16 protein-coding genes and 1 other RNA gene are annotated in these 14,992 nt (G+C 65.5%); 5 read left to right on the forward strand and 12 right to left on the reverse strand.

The window, feature by feature from the left end; all coding sequences use genetic code 11:
- Positions 1-132 precede the first annotated feature (132 nt).
- Together ACYP5B_RS03110 and ACYP5B_RS03115 are read left to right on the forward strand one after the other, a co-directional pair.
- Entirely contained in the window at positions 133-1,515 is a 1,383-nt protein-coding gene (locus tag ACYP5B_RS03110; protein WP_459568505.1) for a peptidoglycan DD-metalloendopeptidase family protein, read from the forward strand.
- 19 nt (positions 1,516-1,534) lie between these two features.
- Complete coding sequence (locus ACYP5B_RS03115) at positions 1,535-2,677, forward strand: anhydro-N-acetylmuramic acid kinase (RefSeq protein ID WP_400095810.1); 1,143 nt, start codon at positions 1,535-1,537, stop codon at positions 2,675-2,677.
- A gap of 16 nt (positions 2,678-2,693) precedes the next feature.
- On the opposite strand, the gene ACYP5B_RS03120 is transcribed toward ACYP5B_RS03115, so the two are convergent.
- Positions 2,694-3,608: a LysR substrate-binding domain-containing protein gene (locus tag ACYP5B_RS03120; RefSeq protein WP_400095811.1), complete on the reverse strand. Its 915-nt coding sequence runs from the start codon at positions 3,606-3,608 to the stop codon at positions 2,694-2,696.
- 92 nt (positions 3,609-3,700) lie between these two features.
- Between ACYP5B_RS03120 and ACYP5B_RS03125 the strand changes: the two genes are divergently transcribed.
- The gene (locus tag ACYP5B_RS03125) at positions 3,701-4,498 is read left to right on the forward strand and encodes a phytanoyl-CoA dioxygenase family protein (RefSeq protein ID WP_459568506.1); all 798 of its coding nucleotides are present in this window, start codon (positions 3,701-3,703) and stop codon (positions 4,496-4,498) included.
- Between the two features lie 64 nt (positions 4,499-4,562).
- On the opposite strand, the gene erpA is transcribed toward ACYP5B_RS03125, so the two are convergent.
- The 5 genes from erpA to rplM form a co-directional block, all read right to left on the reverse strand.
- On the reverse strand, positions 4,563-4,931 hold the full coding sequence (erpA, locus tag ACYP5B_RS03130; RefSeq protein WP_150987988.1) for an iron-sulfur cluster insertion protein ErpA: 369 nt from the start codon (positions 4,929-4,931) through the stop codon (positions 4,563-4,565).
- 110 nt (positions 4,932-5,041) lie between these two features.
- Positions 5,042-5,455: a bactofilin family protein gene (locus ACYP5B_RS03135; RefSeq protein WP_400095813.1), complete on the reverse strand. Its 414-nt coding sequence runs from the start codon at positions 5,453-5,455 to the stop codon at positions 5,042-5,044.
- 34 nt (positions 5,456-5,489) lie between these two features.
- The gene (locus ACYP5B_RS03140; RefSeq protein ID WP_459568507.1) at positions 5,490-6,185 is read right to left on the reverse strand and encodes a DUF6776 family protein; all 696 of its coding nucleotides are present in this window, start codon (positions 6,183-6,185) and stop codon (positions 5,490-5,492) included.
- 325 nt (positions 6,186-6,510) lie between these two features.
- Positions 6,511-6,903 (reverse strand): 30S ribosomal protein S9, encoded by a 393-nt coding sequence (gene rpsI / locus ACYP5B_RS03145; protein ID WP_006156414.1) that lies wholly within the window; start codon positions 6,901-6,903, stop codon positions 6,511-6,513.
- 11 nt (positions 6,904-6,914) lie between these two features.
- A complete protein-coding gene (gene rplM, locus ACYP5B_RS03150) occupies positions 6,915-7,343 on the reverse strand; it encodes a 50S ribosomal protein L13 (RefSeq protein ID WP_006156415.1) in 429 nt (142 codons plus the stop codon).
- Between the two features lie 766 nt (positions 7,344-8,109).
- On the opposite strand from rplM, the gene ACYP5B_RS03155 reads away from it, so the two are divergent.
- On the forward strand, positions 8,110-8,532 hold the full coding sequence (locus ACYP5B_RS03155) for an OsmC family protein (protein WP_459568508.1): 423 nt from the start codon (positions 8,110-8,112) through the stop codon (positions 8,530-8,532).
- 81 nt (positions 8,533-8,613) lie between these two features.
- Here ACYP5B_RS03155 and rnpB read toward each other — a convergent pair.
- The 5 genes from rnpB to ACYP5B_RS03180 all read right to left on the reverse strand — a co-directional run bounded on the left by rnpB (position 8,614) and on the right by ACYP5B_RS03180 (position 13,444).
- An RNA gene (gene rnpB / locus ACYP5B_RS03160) (RNase P RNA component class A) lies at positions 8,614-8,955 on the reverse strand.
- A 43-nt stretch (positions 8,956-8,998) separates the two neighbouring features.
- On the reverse strand, positions 8,999-9,898 hold the full coding sequence (locus ACYP5B_RS03165; protein WP_459568509.1) for a DUF3025 domain-containing protein: 900 nt from the start codon (positions 9,896-9,898) through the stop codon (positions 8,999-9,001).
- Between the two features lie 38 nt (positions 9,899-9,936).
- A complete protein-coding gene (gene pyrC / locus ACYP5B_RS03170; protein ID WP_459568510.1) occupies positions 9,937-10,971 on the reverse strand; it encodes a dihydroorotase in 1,035 nt (344 codons plus the stop codon).
- A 47-nt stretch (positions 10,972-11,018) separates the two neighbouring features.
- The gene (locus ACYP5B_RS03175) at positions 11,019-12,359 is read right to left on the reverse strand and encodes a glycerate kinase type-2 family protein (RefSeq protein WP_459568511.1); all 1,341 of its coding nucleotides are present in this window, start codon (positions 12,357-12,359) and stop codon (positions 11,019-11,021) included.
- The gene (locus ACYP5B_RS03180; RefSeq protein WP_267605506.1) at positions 12,356-13,444 is read right to left on the reverse strand and encodes a tartrate dehydrogenase; all 1,089 of its coding nucleotides are present in this window, start codon (positions 13,442-13,444) and stop codon (positions 12,356-12,358) included. Before ACYP5B_RS03180 ends, ACYP5B_RS03175 begins: the two co-directional genes overlap by 4 nt.
- Before the next feature lie 142 nt (positions 13,445-13,586).
- Between ACYP5B_RS03180 and ACYP5B_RS03185 the strand changes: the two genes are divergently transcribed.
- Positions 13,587-14,417 carry a class II glutamine amidotransferase gene (locus ACYP5B_RS03185; protein WP_043343649.1) on the forward strand — a complete coding sequence of 277 codons (831 nt, stop codon included), beginning with the start codon at positions 13,587-13,589 and terminating at the stop codon, positions 14,415-14,417.
- 94 nt (positions 14,418-14,511) lie between these two features.
- On the opposite strand, the gene ACYP5B_RS03190 is transcribed toward ACYP5B_RS03185, so the two are convergent.
- On the reverse strand, positions 14,512-14,992 hold a 481-nt coding region (locus ACYP5B_RS03190; RefSeq protein WP_459568512.1), incomplete at its 5' end, for an amino acid ABC transporter ATP-binding protein.

Below are 14,992 nucleotides of genomic sequence, written 5' to 3' on the forward strand. Positions count from 1 at the left end.
GAATGCTCCCGTGGGCCAACCGCCATTCTAGGCGGCAAACCAATATGGCAGGCGCCGCACCTCGGGGGAGGAAGGCAGACGAGGCAAATCGTCGCGGCAGCGCAGCCCGAAACAAAGAGTGAATTTTACGTGATGTGGTCCAGACTCCGCGAAGTTTTCGCGCGTGAGCTGGTGGTTCTAGTCGATCCTACCAATGCCCTGCACGCCCGTCGGCGCAAGCAGTTGACAGCGGCGGTGGGTACGGTGTTCACGCTGGGCATGGCCGCCGCCATGGGCGTGGCCCCCCGTAGCGCCTTCGACGATCCCCAGGCTCCGCGTGTCCGGGAGGCGATACGCCTGCCCGATTTACGCACACAACTCGAACAGCTTACCGAAACCGACGCTACCTTTGTGCGCGAAGAGCGCATGCAGCGTGGCGACACGATTGGCAGCCTGCTCAAGCGGCTTGGCGTGGACGACCCCGATGCGCAGGCCTTTATCCGCCGCAACACCACTGCGCGCGGCCTGTTCGACCTCAATCCCGGCCAGACGGTGCAGGCCGAGGTCGACGAGAACAACCTGCTGGTGTCGCTGCAAGCCAACCTCGGCGGTGACGCAAACGCCTCCCGCGAGCTGGTGATCGAACGCGCGGGCGACCCTGCCGATCCGGTCTACAAGGCCCGCGTGCAGTCGGTGAAGAACGAGCTGCACTACGAGATGCTGTCCGGCGCCATCGCCAACGGCGGTTTCTTCAAGGCCATGGACGCGGCCAACGTGCCCGACGAGATCGTCCAGCAGATGCTCTCGATCTTCTCCGGCGTGATCGACTTCCACCACGACATCACCAGCGGCGACCGCTTCCGCATCGTCTACGAAGCGGGCTATCGCGACGGCGCGTTCGTGCGCAACGGCCGCGTGGTTGCGGTCGAGCTGATCAACCACAACCAGTTGCACCAGGCGCTCTGGTATGCACCGGAAGGCAGCAAGCAGGGCGGCGCGTACTACACCTTCGACGGGCGCAGCATGAAGCGGCCGTTCCTGCGCTCGCCGGTGGAGTTTTCGCGCGTGTCGTCGGGCTTCGGCGGGCGTGACCATCCGCTGCACCACCACTGGGCGCAGCACAAAGGCGTGGACTTTGCCGCACCGACGGGCACCAAGGTGATGGCCACCGGCGACGGTGAAGTCGAGTTTGTCGGCCAGCAGAACGGCTACGGCAACATCGTCATCCTCAAGCACCATAGCGGCTACTCCACTTACTACGCGCACCTGTCCGGCTTTGCCACGATGAAGCGCGGGCAGCATGTGTCGCAAGGCGAGGTCATTGGCTTCGTCGGCCAGACCGGCTGGGCCACCGGCCCGCACCTGCACTACGAGTTCCGCGTCAACGATGTGCCGCTGAACCCGCTGGCCATCGCCGCGCTCGACACGCCCGCGCTGTCGGGGCCGGCGCGCCAGCAGTTCCTGAGCTATACCAGCGAGATGCTCAGCCGCATCAACGCGCTGCGTACCTACAACGTGGCTTCGGCCAGCAATTGATCGAGCCCGCCCGGCCAGCATGCAAACATCGTCCTCAGACTGCTTCATCGGCATCATGTCCGGCACCAGCATGGACGGCGCGGACGGCGTGCTGGTCGATTTCTCCGGGCCACGGCCCGCGGTGCTGGCGGCGGCCTTCCAGCCCTTCCCGGCCGAGCTGCGCGACGCGTTCGCAGCGCTGCAGCAGCCCGGCAATGATGAAATCCACCACGAGGCACTGGCGGCCAATGGGCTGGCGCGCGTCTATGCGGCTTGCGTGGCTGCCCTGCTGCGCGATGCCGGCCAGGCGCCGGGCGCCATCGCGGCGATCGGCGCGCACGGCCAGACCGTGCGCCATCGGCCCGGCTTGTACGATGGCACCGGCTATACCCGCCAGAGCCAGCAACCCGCGCTGCTGGCAGAGTTGACGGGCATCGACGTGGTGGCGGATTTCCGCAGCCGCGACGTGGCGGCCGGCGGCCAGGGCGCGCCCTTGGTGCCGGCGCTGCACCAGGCGCTGTTCGCAGACGCCGCCGAGACGCGGGTGGCGTGCAATATCGGCGGGATCTCCAATATCAGCGTGCTGCCCGCCGCCAGCGCAGGTGGCGCGGCGCGGCCGGTTACCGGATTCGACTGCGGCCCGGGCAACGTGCTGCTCGACTACTGGATCGACCGGCATCACGGCCTGGCCTACGACGCCGACGGCGCCTGGGGCGCCAGCGGCAAGATCGACCAGGCGCTGCTGGCACGCCTGCTGGCCGAGCCCTATTTCAGCGTGGCCCCGCCCAAGAGCACTGGCCGCGACCTGTTCCATCCCGCCTGGCTGGAAAATCATCTTTCCCAGCTCGGCAAGGCACTCGATGCCGCCGACGTGCAGGCCACGCTGGCCGCGCTGACCGCCGAGGCCATTGCCCGCGATATCCGCCTGCATGCGCCCGACGCGGCGCGGCTGATCGTGTGCGGCGGCGGCGCCCGCAACGGCCTGGTGATGGCGCTGCTGGCGCATGCGCTGCCCGGCGTCACGGTGCAAAGCTCGGACGACCTGGGCGTTCCGGTATCGCAGGTGGAAGGCATCGCCTTTGCCTGGCTGGCGCGCCAGATGCTGCGCAGGGCGCCGGGCAATGTGCCCACCGTCACCGGCGCGGCCGGCCCGCGCGTATTGGGCGCGCTCTACCCTCGGTAGCAAAACCTCCCGACCCTCATGCCGGCCCGGCGTGGCCTGCCTCGCAAACCCACTGGATGAATGCCTCGGCAATGGGCGAAGGCCGCATGGCCGGCGAACGCGCCAGCACCACGCGCTGCGGCGTCACGGCCTCGCGCAGCGGCAGGCAGACGATGGGCTGGCCGTCGTAGCTGTGGTCGCCCGCCGGGCGCGTGCATGACAGCGCCACGCCATAGCCGTGCGCCACCAGGCCGCGCTGCATCTCGAAGGTCTGCGTGTACTGGTGCAGCTGCGGGCGCAAGCCGTGCGCCCAGAACAGTGAGAGGAAGTACTCACGTGTTTGCGCAATGTCCTCCAGGATCAGCCGTTCGCCCGCCAGGTCTTTCAGGCTTACGCTTTGCTGGGCGGCCAGCGCATGGCCGGCAGGCAGCAGCGCGTAAGGCGCGAGCCGGGCAAGTATCCAGCGCGCAATGCGCTGGTCGAAACCGAGATCGTAGGTCAGCGCCAGTTCCGCCTTGCCGGCAGTGAGCGTGCGATGCACCGTGGCCAGGTCGGCCTCGAACAGCGTCACGGCAACATGCGGATGCAGGCGCCGGAAGCCGGCCAGCAGCCGCGGCGCGTAGTAGGCGCCAAGATCCTGGAAGCACGTCAGCGACAGTTGCCCGCTAAGGCCACGCGCCTGCGCCTGGTCCGCACCTTCGCTTGCCAGGCCGGCCGCCAGTGCCAGGATGTCGCGGGCGCGGCCCAGCAGGCGCTGGCCCGCCGGCGTCAGTTCCAGCCCGCGGCTGACCTGGCGGCGAAACAAGGCCTCGCCCAGCGTTTCCTCGAGCTGCGCCACGGCCTGCGACACCGAAGGCTGCGATACGTGGCGCGCGCGGGCAGCCGCGCTGATGCTGCCGTGCTCGGCGGCCGCGACAAAGTACTCGAGCTGGCGGAAGGAGAATCCAATCATGATTTCCTATACTACAGCATAGGAAATATATTCTTTTCCTATTACCGCCCTACCCCGATACTCGTCCCAGGCCAGCCATCCACGGGACCCTCATGCACATCACCACAGCCGATATCGAGACCTACCAGCGCGACGGCGCCCTAGTATTGCGCGGCGCCTTCGCCGATTGGGTGACGCCGCTGCGCGAAGGATTCGAGCAGAATCTCGCCCAGCCCGGCCCCTTTGCCATCGAGAACGTCGGCAGCGGCGAACGCGGCCGTTTTTTCGAGGATTACTGCAACTGGGAGCGCATCCAGCCGTTCGCCGATTTCATCCGGCGCTCGCCGGCCGCCGCCATCGCCGGCCACATCATGCAGGCCGAGGCCGTCCAGGTGTTCCACGAGCACATCCTGGTCAAGGAACCGGGCACGGCAAAGCCTACGCCGTGGCACCAGGACCTGCCCTACTACTGTTTGGATGGCCTGCAGACCGCGAGCTACTGGATCCCGCTGGACCCGGTCACCACCGCCAATACCTTGCGCGTGGTGCTGGGCTCGCACCGCTGGCCCAAGCTGGTACGGCCCAAGCGCTGGGCCAGCAATGAGAATTTCTACGCCGGCAGCGACCAGTTCATGGAGATGCCGGACGTGGACGACGGCAACCACGCCATCCTGGTGCCGGCGCTGGAGCCGGGCGATGCCGTGGTGTTCGACTTCCGCACGGTGCATGGCGCCGCGGGCAATACCGGCGCGGGACGGCGCCGCGCCTTCTCGGCACGTTTCCTGGGCGACGACGTGCGCTACCTGGAGCGGCCGGGCCGTACCTCGCCGCCCTTCCCCGGGATCGGGCTGGCCAGCGGCGAGCGGATGCGCGAAGACTGGTTCCCGGTGGTCTGGCGCCGGGAGAAGTAAATAAAAAAGCGCACCGAAGTGCGCTTTTTTATTGCCGCCGGAATCCGTGGCGCTCTTGCGAGCCTTACACCGAGAACGAAGAGCCGCAACCGCAGGTGGTGCTTGCGTTGGGGTTCTTAATCACGAACTGTGCGCCGTTGATGTCTTCCTTGTAATCAATCTCGGCACCCACCAGATACTGGTAGCTCATCGAGTCAATCAACAACGTGACGCCATTCTTGTCCAGCGTGGTGTCGTCCTCGTTCACCTCTTCATCGAAGGTGAAGCCATACTGGAAGCCGGAACAGCCGCCGCCCTGCACGAACACGCGCAGTTTCAGCTCGGCATTGCCCTCTTCCTCGATCAACTGCTTGACCTTGTCGGCAGCGCTGTCAGTAAAGACGAACGGGGCCGGCATGTCCTCGGTAACGGGTGCCTCTGCGACTGCGTTCATGGGGTTCTCCTATGTAGATACGCCTGTATTTTAAGCGCTCTGGGAAGATCGTGCCGAAACCCCGTGAATTCAAGGGGTTCTGTTGGTGCAATCAGGCCAGAGGTGCCGTATCAGGCGGATTCCTGGGTACCTGATGCCAGGACCAGGTTGGGCAGCGCCTTGGGCTCCGCACTGCCGAGCGGCACCAGGCGGCCTTCCACCAATGCGCCCTGGTGCATTTCCAGCGCGGCGTAGTGCACCTCGCCCTGCACGCGGGCGTGCGGTTGCAGCTCCAGCAGCTCGGTCGCGTGCACCGGCCCGGTGACCGTGCCATTGAGGATCAGGTGTCCGACCCGGACCTCGCCCTCGACCACGCCCTTTTCGCTGATGACCAGCATGCTTGCCTGGTCGGCAGCCGCTATCACGTTGCCGCGTACCCGGCCGTCCAGGCGCAGGCCGCCCGAAAACGTCAGGTCGCCCTGGATCACACTGTGCTGGCCGATCAGGGTATCGATAGACAGGCTTTTTTTCTTGGAAAACAACATAGGTCCCTTTTTTCGTTGCTGGCCCAGCGCAGCCCTACGGCATGGCCGTCTGGGTCGCGCGCAACTGACCGTTTTGCAAAATTCGTACCGTGACCGCCCGCACCGCGGCGCCCGCAGGCAGCGCAAAGGCGCTTTCAATCCGCTGGTAGTGCGTGACCCGCAGACCAGGCAACGGGCCGGCGCCGTTTTCGGGCAGGCTCAATGTGACTGGCTTGCCATCCCGCAGCAGTGAAACGACCAACTGTAACTCACCGCGGAACTCAGGCAAGGATGAAAAAGCCTTGGATCCACCCTGCATTATCAGCAATCGATAGTGCATCTTCAGTGGGTCGGCTTCATCAAGACCCACGCGAAAACTCCGCACATGGATGCCGGAGGTATTGTCGCTGGCCGGAAGCAGGCTCTCAAAAAACGCCAGGTCTTCCTTGAGTTGGGCGACCTCGCCTTCTGCCGTCTTCAACTGCCCGGCCAGCGCCTCCTGGGCGCTGCGCGCCATCTGCAACTGCGCCTCGGCGGTGTTGGCCACCGCCTGCAAGCGCTCGCGCTGAGCCGTCATCGCCGCAACCTGCTCGTGCAGCGCCTTGCCCTGCGCCGTCATATCCGGCGCGCCGGTGAGCCGCCGGCCAGCGTCGTACGCCCAACCCGCGGCGACCACCGCCACGACGAGCATGACGACGAGCATCAACGCGGCGCCCAGCACGCGAAGCCGCCACGGCAGGTGCGAACGCACCGCCAGGCTCCCGGACAGTGAGCCCCGGCGCGGGCGCAACAAGCGATACTTCATGCGCGGCGGGCGGGCGGCACCGACAGGCTGGCGCGGTGCGGGTCGGCTGGCCATCGCATCCTATGCATCATGGTCGGGTTCTCCGGGCGGCAGGAGCAGGGATTGTAGCCGGGGAGATGCAAAGTATTTGTAAAACGTGGTTAAAGCCAGCCGTTGCGCGCTATTGCACATGTCTTCACGAGCGCCGGGGGCGAAAAAAAACCGCACGGCGAACCGTGCGGTTTTTTTCTGGCGCGGCCAGATCCGGTGAACCGGACCTGCCGAACACACATCAACGCTTCGAGAATTGCTTCCGACGACGCGCCTTGTGGAAACCGACCTTCTTACGTTCCACTTCACGCGCATCGCGCGTGACGAAACCGGCCTTGGACAGCGACGGCTTCAGGGTGGCATCGTAGTCGATCAGTGCACGGGTGATGCCGTGGCGCACTGCGCCGGCTTGACCCGTTTCACCGCCGCCAGTCACGTTGACCTTGATGTCGAAGGTCTGTGCGTTGGCAGTCAGTTCGAGCGGCTGGCGCACGATCATCAGCGAGGTTTCGCGAGCGAAATACTCATTGATGGGCTTGCCATTGACGATGATATCGCCCTTGCCCGACTTGATGAAGACCCGAGCCACTGCGCTCTTGCGGCGGCCAGTACCGTAATTCCAATTTCCGATCATGGATGGCCCCCTTAGATTTCCAGCGCTTTAGGCTGCTGCGCTTCATGCGGATGCTCGGCTTCGGCGTAAACCTTCAGCTTCTTGATCATCGCATAGCCCAGCGGGCCCTTCGGCAACATGCCCTTCACAGCTTTTTCCAGGGCGCGGCCCGGGAAACGTTGCTGCATCTTACCGAACGTCGTTTCGTAAATGCCGCCCGGGTAACCCGAGTGACGATAGTACTTCTTGTCGGTTTCTTTGGTACCCGTGACACGCAGTTTGCCTGCGTTGACGATGATGATGTAATCACCCGTGTCGACGTGCGGAGTAAATTCCGGCTTGTGCTTGCCGCGCAGTCGGCGTGCCACTTCGCTGGCAACACGGCCGAGGACTTTGTCCGTCGCGTCAATCACGTACCAGTCGCGCTTAACCTCTGCAGGCTTTGCGGAAAAGGTCTTCATGATTTTTCCTGAGACTTGTAGAACCTGCCCGAAACATTGACTTTACGTCGTCGGCCGACCCTTAGGATCTGACCTTCCTGCTTGTATGTGCAGGCTCTCCCTGAATTCCTTCCCGCGGGCATGACGGAAAAGCCCACGAGTATACTGCGGACTGAGGCCTGAGCACAAGGAAAGTTAGGGAAGAACGCCAAGATGGTGCCGCTCAGTGTGCTGCTCGCTATCCGGAACGGCAGCGACCGGCAAGAAAGCAGGCCATGAGGCACTTCGCAGCAGGAAGCGCATCTGGCCGGCACAGGCGCAGAATAAAAAAAACCCAAGCTATTGAGCTTGGGTTTGAATCCACCAAAGGAGGAGGGTGGAGGAGACACCGGGAGATCGACGGGGCTGGGTCGCGGTGCGGGCCGGCGAATGTGGCTGTAACCATCCGATTCGCTTTCGCACTCTGCGCCGCCTTGTGCGCCGTCGTTCAATGATTCAAATTATACACGGGTGCCCTCCCAGCGCAAGGAAATTTGCAGTGCGAAATGGCATTCCGCATTGTAAAAAATCACGAAGCCGCACACGAATATTTTTTATTCAATAGAATCAATAACTTAAGAGTTTAACGTACTGTAACAGTACTGTCATCTTAGAAGAAAGCTTCAGTTTCCGGGAAAATTGCCGAGTTACGGCGCTTACCAGCAAGTGGCCTATACTCAAAAAGCAAGCTTCGAAATCGCGTGTTCGTGATCGAATGCGCACTCACCAGAACGCAGGATCGAACAAAATGGAATGCAAAGTAACTTGGATGGGCACCGACGGCATGAGCTTCGTGGCCGAGACGGGCAGTGGCCATATCGTGGCGATGGACGGTGCGCCCGAGGGCGGCGGCCACAACCTGGCCCCGCGTCCGATGGAAATGGTCCTGCTGGGTACCGGCGGCTGCACCGCCTATGACGTGGTGCTGATCCTGAAGAAGAGCCGGCAGGATGTGCGCGGCTGCAGCGTCAAGCTGCAAGCGGAGCGCGCCAGCGAAGACCCGAAGGTGTTCACCAAGATCAACTTCCACTTCACGGTGAGCGGCCGGAACCTGAACCCCAGCGCTGTCGAGCGCGCCATCCACCTGTCGCACGACAAGTATTGCTCGGCCTCGATCATGCTGGCCAAGACGGCGGAAATCACGCACACGGTGGAAATTGTAGAGGTGTAGGCGCCTGGCGCCTGGCCAGCCCCGGGGGGGCCTGCTGTGGCGCTCCCATTGGGATGGGTGCGCGCCACACTAAAGAATCGGAAGCAAAGCAGGCCGATAAGCCGGATTCTGTGCGCGCCGGCTTCCTTGCGGTTGCCGGCACGTGACAATCATTCCTCTAGGCCGGTCGTTACCGACCGGCTCAAGCTCCCTACCCGCAGGCTCAGCGGGCCGCCTCAATGCCTGCCTATTTGGGATTGCTCCAGGTGGAGGTTACCGCGTTTCACCCTTCCCATCAGGCGAACCCGATGGCAAGACTCGTCTCTGTGGCCCTATTCCGCACGTTGCCGTGGATGGCTATTAGCCAACACCCTGCCCTGTGGAGTCCGGACTTTCCTCCCCTTGCACCGCGAGGATGCAAGCAGCGATTGTCTGGCCTGCTTTGCGGCCCGCAGTCTAACACCGTTTGACCACGAAACGGCCACCCTCATGCAGCCTGCGCGCGGCGCCCGCGGCGAAACACCGTGGCATCCGCGTAGTAGGCCGGATCGCGATTGGCTTCGCACCAGCCGGGGATGCCCAGCACCGGCAATGGCGCAAAGCGGCCGCTGTGCAACTCGGCCGCCTCGAGCGAGGCGCACACGGAATCGTCGAGCGAGCCAGGCAGCGCAGCGCCGGCGGCCGGCGGGACGGCCAGCGGCCACGCATGCGCGGTCAGCGCTTTGTAGGGCCGCACCAGCTTTTCCAGCAGGGCGTGGCCGAAGGGCACCACGCTGCAGCGGGCTGTGCCGTCACGGCTGCCGGCGTGCTCGCTACCGTCCCAGACATCCCGCCGCGCCACGAACAGATGCTCCCAGCCGAAGCCGCGCAGCACGGACTCCAGGCCACTGTCGGCGCTCAGGAACAGGATGGCGTTCTCGTCGAACAAGGTGGCGGCGTCGCGCAGGCTGCCACGGCGGCCGTGCACGCCTGCCGCCGCGATGGTGTGGGCCTGCAGCCGGTTCAGCACCCGCTTGGAACGGGGGAAATGCAGCCAGATGAGCGCATTGAAGAAATCGTGCAGGTTGTCGCGCGTCGGCACGGCGCCGGTGGCGTAGATATGCGCCTCGTAGGCCGTGCCGGCGGGCAGTTCGGCTTGCGCAACGAAACGCAGCGGCACGCCGCGGGCATTGCGCAGCGCACGTTGCGTGGCCATTGTGCCGAGGACGGCGCGCAGGTCGGCGCCGCCCTTCAGCGCACTATCCAGCGCCGTGCCGATGGTGGCGAACGGCCGGAACCACGGCTGTGCCCAGTCGATCTGCGCCACCGCGGCGGCCAGCGCTAGCCTGGCTACGGCGTCGGCATCCTGTGACGCCGGCACCGGCCGGACATGACCTTTTGCTTTCACTGCCGCTTCCACTGCCGCGTCCACTTCGCCAGCGCGGCTTAGCGGGCCTTCCAGTGCAGCGTCTCGCCGCCGCGCAGCGGCACCAGCGTGGTATCGCCATACGGCAGTTCGGCCGGCAGTTCCCATTCCTCGCGGACCAGGGTAAGCGTGCCGCTATTGCGCGGCAGGCTGTAGAAGGCCGGGCCGTTGAAGCTGGCAAAGGCCTCCAGCTTGTCCAGGGCACCGGCGGCTTCGAACGCCTCGGCGTACAGTTCCATGGCGTGCAGCCCGGTGTAGCAGCCAGCGCAGCCGCAGGCATGTTCCTTCAGCCCGCGCGCGTGCGGCGCGCTGTCGGTGCCGAGGAAGAAGCGCTCGCTGCCGGACACGGCCGCAGCCACGAGGGCTTCGCGGTGGGTCTCGCGTTTGAGCACCGGCAGGCAGTAATAGTGCGGCCGGATCCCGCCGGTGAAAATGGCGTTGCGGTTGTATAGAAGGTGATGCGCGGTGATGGTGGCGGCGACGGGGCCGTCGGCATCGCGCACATACTCGGCCGCGTCCTTGGTAGTGATGTGCTCGAACACCACCTTGAGCCCGGGGAAGTCGCGGCGCAGCGGCGTCATGACCTTGTCGATGAAGACGGCCTCGCGGTCGAAGATATCGATCGCCGGATCGGTCACTTCGCCGTGCACCAGCAGCGGCAGGCCCACGCGCTGCATGGCTTCCAGCGCTGCCGCGCAGTGGCGCAGGTCGGTCACGCCGGCATCGCTATTGGTGGTGGCGCCGGCCGGATACAGCTTGACCCCGTGCACGAAGCCGCTGGCCTTGGCCGCGATGATTTCCTCGGCGGTGGTCTTGTCGGTCAGGTACAGCGTCATCAGCGGCTCGAACGCCATGCCGGCCGGCAGCGCGGCCAGGATACGGTCGCGGTAAGCCGCGGCCTGCGTCACCGTGGTCACGGGCGGCTTCAGGTTGGGCATGATGATGGCGCGGGCGAACTGGCGGGCGGTATCCGGCAGGACGGCGGCAAGAGCCGTGCCGTCGCGCAGGTGCAGGTGCCAGTCGTCCGGGCGGGTGATGGTGAGAGTCTGGGTCATGGCTTTCGGGGGGCCGGCCGGCAGTCGCGGCTGGCGCTTGCTTTGGATTACAGAATCAGGATGGCGCGGTAGTCATTCACATTGGTGCGCGTGGGGCCCGTCACCACGAGGTCGCCGGCGGCCCCGAAGAAGCCCCACGCGTCATGCGCGTCGAGCCGGGCGCGCGCCGGTGCGCCGGCAGCCTGCGCACGCGCTAGCGTGGACGGGTCCAGCAACGCGCCGGCGTTGTCCTCGGAGCCGTCGATGCCGTCGGTGTCCGCCGCGATGGCATACACATTATCAACGCCATCCAGCTCCAGGGCGAGCGACAGAAGGAACTCCGAGCAGCGCCCGCCACGGGGCTTTCCAGCCGTCCCGCCACCGCCCTGCGGCAGCGTGACGGTGCATTCACCGCCGGAAATCAGCACCACGGGCGCCGCGAATGGCGCATTGTACGCGCGTATCTCGCGCACCAGTGCCGCGTAGACCCGGGCAACTTCCTGCGCCTCGCCGGTCACCGTGTCGCCCAGCACCACCGGCTGGATGCCGCGCGCGCGGAAGTGATCCGCTGCCGCCACCAGGCTGCCGTGGGCGGTGGCAATGACGCGATTCTCCACCCGCGCGAACAGCGGATCGCCCGGCTTGGGCGTTTCCGCCACTTCGCCGCGTGCACCGCGCTCGAGGTAAGCCTGCACCACCGGCGGGACCGCCGCACCGTAGCGGCGCAGGATCGCCAGCGCATCGGCGTAGGTGCTGGCGTCGGGCACGGTGGGGCCGGAAGCGATGGCGCTGGGGTCGTCCCCGGCCACGTCCGACACGATCAGCGTGGTCACCGGCGCGCGGCAGGCCTGGGCGAGGCGCCCGCCCTGGATGCGCGACAGGTGCTTGCGCACGATATTCATGTCCGTGATGGGCGCGCCGCAGCGCAGCAACTCCTGCGTGGTGGCCTTGAGGTCCGCCATGGCGATGCCCTCCGCAGGCAGCGACAGCAGGCTGGAGCCGCCGCCGGACACCAGCACGATCAGCTTGTCATGTGGCCCAAGCTCGCTCGCCCGCGCCAGGATCTCGGCCGCGGCGCGCTCGCCGGCCTCGTCTGGCACCGGGTGGCCGGCCTCGATCACGCGGACGTGTTCGGTCGGCAGGCCGTGGGCGTAGCGCGTCACCACCAGGCCGTCGAGCTGCACCGCGCTGTTCTGGCTGGCATAAGCCCGCTCCACGGCCAGCGCCATCGAGGCCGCGGCCTTGCCGGCGCCGACCACCAGGGTGCGTCCGCCAGCCTGGGGCGGCGGCAAGTGGTCCGCCACGATGCGCAGCGGATCGGCTGCCGCTACCGCGGCACGGAAGCTCTCCAGCAGCAGGCTGCGCGCGTCGGCCGCCGTGGCCGGGATAGGTTGGGCGCCCGTGCTCATAGCGCGCCCGCGATGGCCTGGCCCAGGTCCGCCGTACCGGCCTTGCCGCCGATGTCGCGGGTCAGCGGGGCATGCTCCGGCCCGGCCGACAGCACCTTCTCGATGGCGCCTAGCACGGCCGCGCCGGCTTCCGGCTGGCCCAGGTGCTCCAGCATCATGGCGCCGCACCAGATCTGGCCGATCGGGTTGGCCACGCCGCGCCCGGCGATGTCGGGCGCGGAGCCGTGCACCGGCTCGAACAGGCTGGGGAAGGTTCGGTCCGGGTTGATATTGCCCGAGGGCGCAATGCCGATGGTGCCGGTGCAGGCCGGGCCCAGGTCGGACAGGATGTCGCCGAACAGGTTGCTGGCCACCACCACGTCGAACCAGTCCGGGTGCTGGACGAAGTGCGCGGTCAGGATGTCGATGTGGTACTTGTCGACTTTCACGCCGGGGTAGTTGGTGGCCATGGCCTCCACCCGCTCATCCCAGTAGGGCATGGTGATGGAGATGCCGTTGGACTTGGTGGCCGAGGTCAGATGCCTGGCCGGGCGCTTTTGCGCCAGTTCGAAGGCGAACTTGAGGATGCGGTCCACGCCCGTGCGCGTCATCACCGTTTCCTGGATCACCACCTCGCGGTCGGTGCCGGGGAACATGCGCCCGCCGATGCTGGAGTATTCGCCCTCGGTGTTCTCGCGCACCACATAGAAATCGATGTCGCCCGGCTTGCGCGCATTGCCATCGCGGTCCACCAGCGGGCTGCGGATGCCGGGCATCAGCCGCACCGGGCGCAGGTTGACATATTGGTCAAAAGAGCGCCGGAACTGCAGCAGCGAACCCCATAGCGAGACATGGTCGGGCACGGCGTCCGGCCAGCCCACCGCGCCGAAATAAATGGCGTCGTATTTGACCAGGGTGTCGAACCAATCGTCCGGCAGCATCTTGCCGTGGCGGGCGTAGTAGTCGCAGCTGGAGAAGTCGAAGTGGTCGAACTGCATGTCGATGCCGAACCGGCGCGCGGCGGCGTCCATCACGCGCAGGCCCTCAGGCATCACTTCAGTGCCGATGCCATCGCCGGGAATGACTGCGATCTTGTATTTGCTCATGTCTCGAGGGCCCGCTGAATTGTATTGAAATCGGGGGGAAACGCACTGCAAGGCGCGCTGCGCTTGGCAGATAAGCCGGGCAGGCCGGATAATGGAACATTCTATTGCAATCCGGCAGCCTGCTGCCGCTCCGGTGCCCGCCATGTGCCAGCTGCTCGGCATGAACTGCGCCACGCCGACCGACGTGACGTTCTCCTTTACCGGCTTCGCCGCCCGCGGCGGCGTCACGGATCACCATGCCGACGGCTTTGGCGTGGCGTTCTTCGAGGACAAGGCCTGCCGTCTGTTCATCGACAACCAGTCCGCCGGCACCTCGCCGGTGGCCGAGCTGGTCAAGCGCTACCCGATCAAGTCCAAGAACGTCATCTCGCATATCCGCAAGGCGACCCAGGGCACGGTGCGGCTGGAAAACTGCCACCCCTTCATGCGCGAGCTGTGGGGGCGGCACTGGATCTTCGCCCACAACGGCGACCTGAAGGACTTCTCGCCTTTCCTGTCAGGGGTTTACCAGCCGGTCGGCGACACCGATAGCGAACTCGCCTTCTGCACGCTGATGCAGGGGCTGCGCAAGCGCTTCCCCGGCTCGCAGCCGCCGCTCAACGAGCTGTGCCACGCGCTCGCCGACATCACGCGCGAGATCACGCAGCACGGCGTGTTCAACTACCTGCTTTCCAACGGCCAGGCATTGTTCTCCCACTGCTCCACGCGCCTGTACTACATCGTGCGCCAGTGGCCGTTCTCCACCGCCCACCTGATCGATGCCGACCTGTCGATCGACTTCGCCCAGGTCACCACGCCCGACGACCGCGTGGCGGTGATCGCCACCGCGCCGCTGACCGACAACGAAACCTGGACCGCCTTCGCGCCCGGAGAGCTGATGATGTTCGAGGAAGGCCGCTCGGTGATGACGCTGACGGTGCCGATCCCGCCGGAAGTCCAGGCCAAGAACGCGGCCAACAGCGCCTGCACCTGAACGATTGCGGGCAAGCCATGCAAAAAGGGACGCCGAGGCGTCCCTTTTTGCATCCTGCCTGCCACCCATCAGCGCGGCGAGGCGGCTGCCCGCATCAGTGATGCAGGATCTTCGACAGGAACTGCCTGGCCCGCTCGGAGCGCGCTTCGATATTGCCGAAGAACTCTTCCTTGGCGCAGTCCTCGACGATCTTGCCCTGGTCCATGAAGATCACGCGGTTGGCCACCTTGCGCGCGAAGCCCATTTCGTGGGTCACGCACATCATGGTCATGCCTTCCTGCGCCAGCTGCACCATCACGTCCAGCACTTCGTTGACCATTTCCGGGTCCAGCGCGGAGGTCGGCTCGTCGAACAGCATGCAGATCGGATCCATCGACAGCGCGCGGGCAATTGCCACGCGCTGCTGCTGGCCGCCCGACAGCTGGCCCGGGAACTTGGCCGCCTGCGCCTTCAGGCCCACGCGGTCCAGGTACTTCAGGCCCTTGGCGGTAGCCTCTTCCTTGGAGCGGCCGAGCACCTTCATCTGGGCGATGGTCAGGTTCTCGGTGATCGACAGGTGGGGGAACAGCTCGAAG

It is taken from the genome of Cupriavidus sp. 8B, from assembly GCF_054589115.1.

Excerpts from the sequence above, each read along its gene's own strand:
- ACYP5B_RS03110 (WP_459568505.1), top strand. The coding sequence starts at position 133 with ATGTGGTCCAGACTCCGCGAAGTTTTCGCGCGTGAGCTGGTGGTTCTA.
- ACYP5B_RS03115 (WP_400095810.1), top strand. The coding sequence starts at position 1,535 with ATGCAAACATCGTCCTCAGACTGCTTCATCGGCATCATGTCCGGCACC.
- ACYP5B_RS03120 (WP_400095811.1), bottom strand. The coding sequence starts at position 3,608 with ATGATTGGATTCTCCTTCCGCCAGCTCGAGTACTTTGTCGCGGCCGCC.
- ACYP5B_RS03125 (WP_459568506.1), top strand. The coding sequence starts at position 3,701 with ATGCACATCACCACAGCCGATATCGAGACCTACCAGCGCGACGGCGCC.
- erpA (WP_150987988.1), bottom strand. The coding sequence starts at position 4,931 with ATGAACGCAGTCGCAGAGGCACCCGTTACCGAGGACATGCCGGCCCCG.
- ACYP5B_RS03135 (WP_400095813.1), bottom strand. The coding sequence starts at position 5,455 with ATGTTGTTTTCCAAGAAAAAAAGCCTGTCTATCGATACCCTGATCGGC.
- rpsI (WP_006156414.1), bottom strand. The coding sequence starts at position 6,903 with ATGATCGGAAATTGGAATTACGGTACTGGCCGCCGCAAGAGCGCAGTG.
- rplM (WP_006156415.1), bottom strand. The coding sequence starts at position 7,343 with ATGAAGACCTTTTCCGCAAAGCCTGCAGAGGTTAAGCGCGACTGGTAC.
- ACYP5B_RS03155 (WP_459568508.1), top strand. The coding sequence starts at position 8,110 with ATGGAATGCAAAGTAACTTGGATGGGCACCGACGGCATGAGCTTCGTG.
- pyrC (WP_459568510.1), bottom strand. The coding sequence starts at position 10,971 with ATGACCCAGACTCTCACCATCACCCGCCCGGACGACTGGCACCTGCAC.
- ACYP5B_RS03175 (WP_459568511.1), bottom strand. The coding sequence starts at position 12,359 with ATGAGCACGGGCGCCCAACCTATCCCGGCCACGGCGGCCGACGCGCGC.
- ACYP5B_RS03180 (WP_267605506.1), bottom strand. The coding sequence starts at position 13,444 with ATGAGCAAATACAAGATCGCAGTCATTCCCGGCGATGGCATCGGCACT.
- ACYP5B_RS03185 (WP_043343649.1), top strand. The coding sequence starts at position 13,587 with ATGTGCCAGCTGCTCGGCATGAACTGCGCCACGCCGACCGACGTGACG.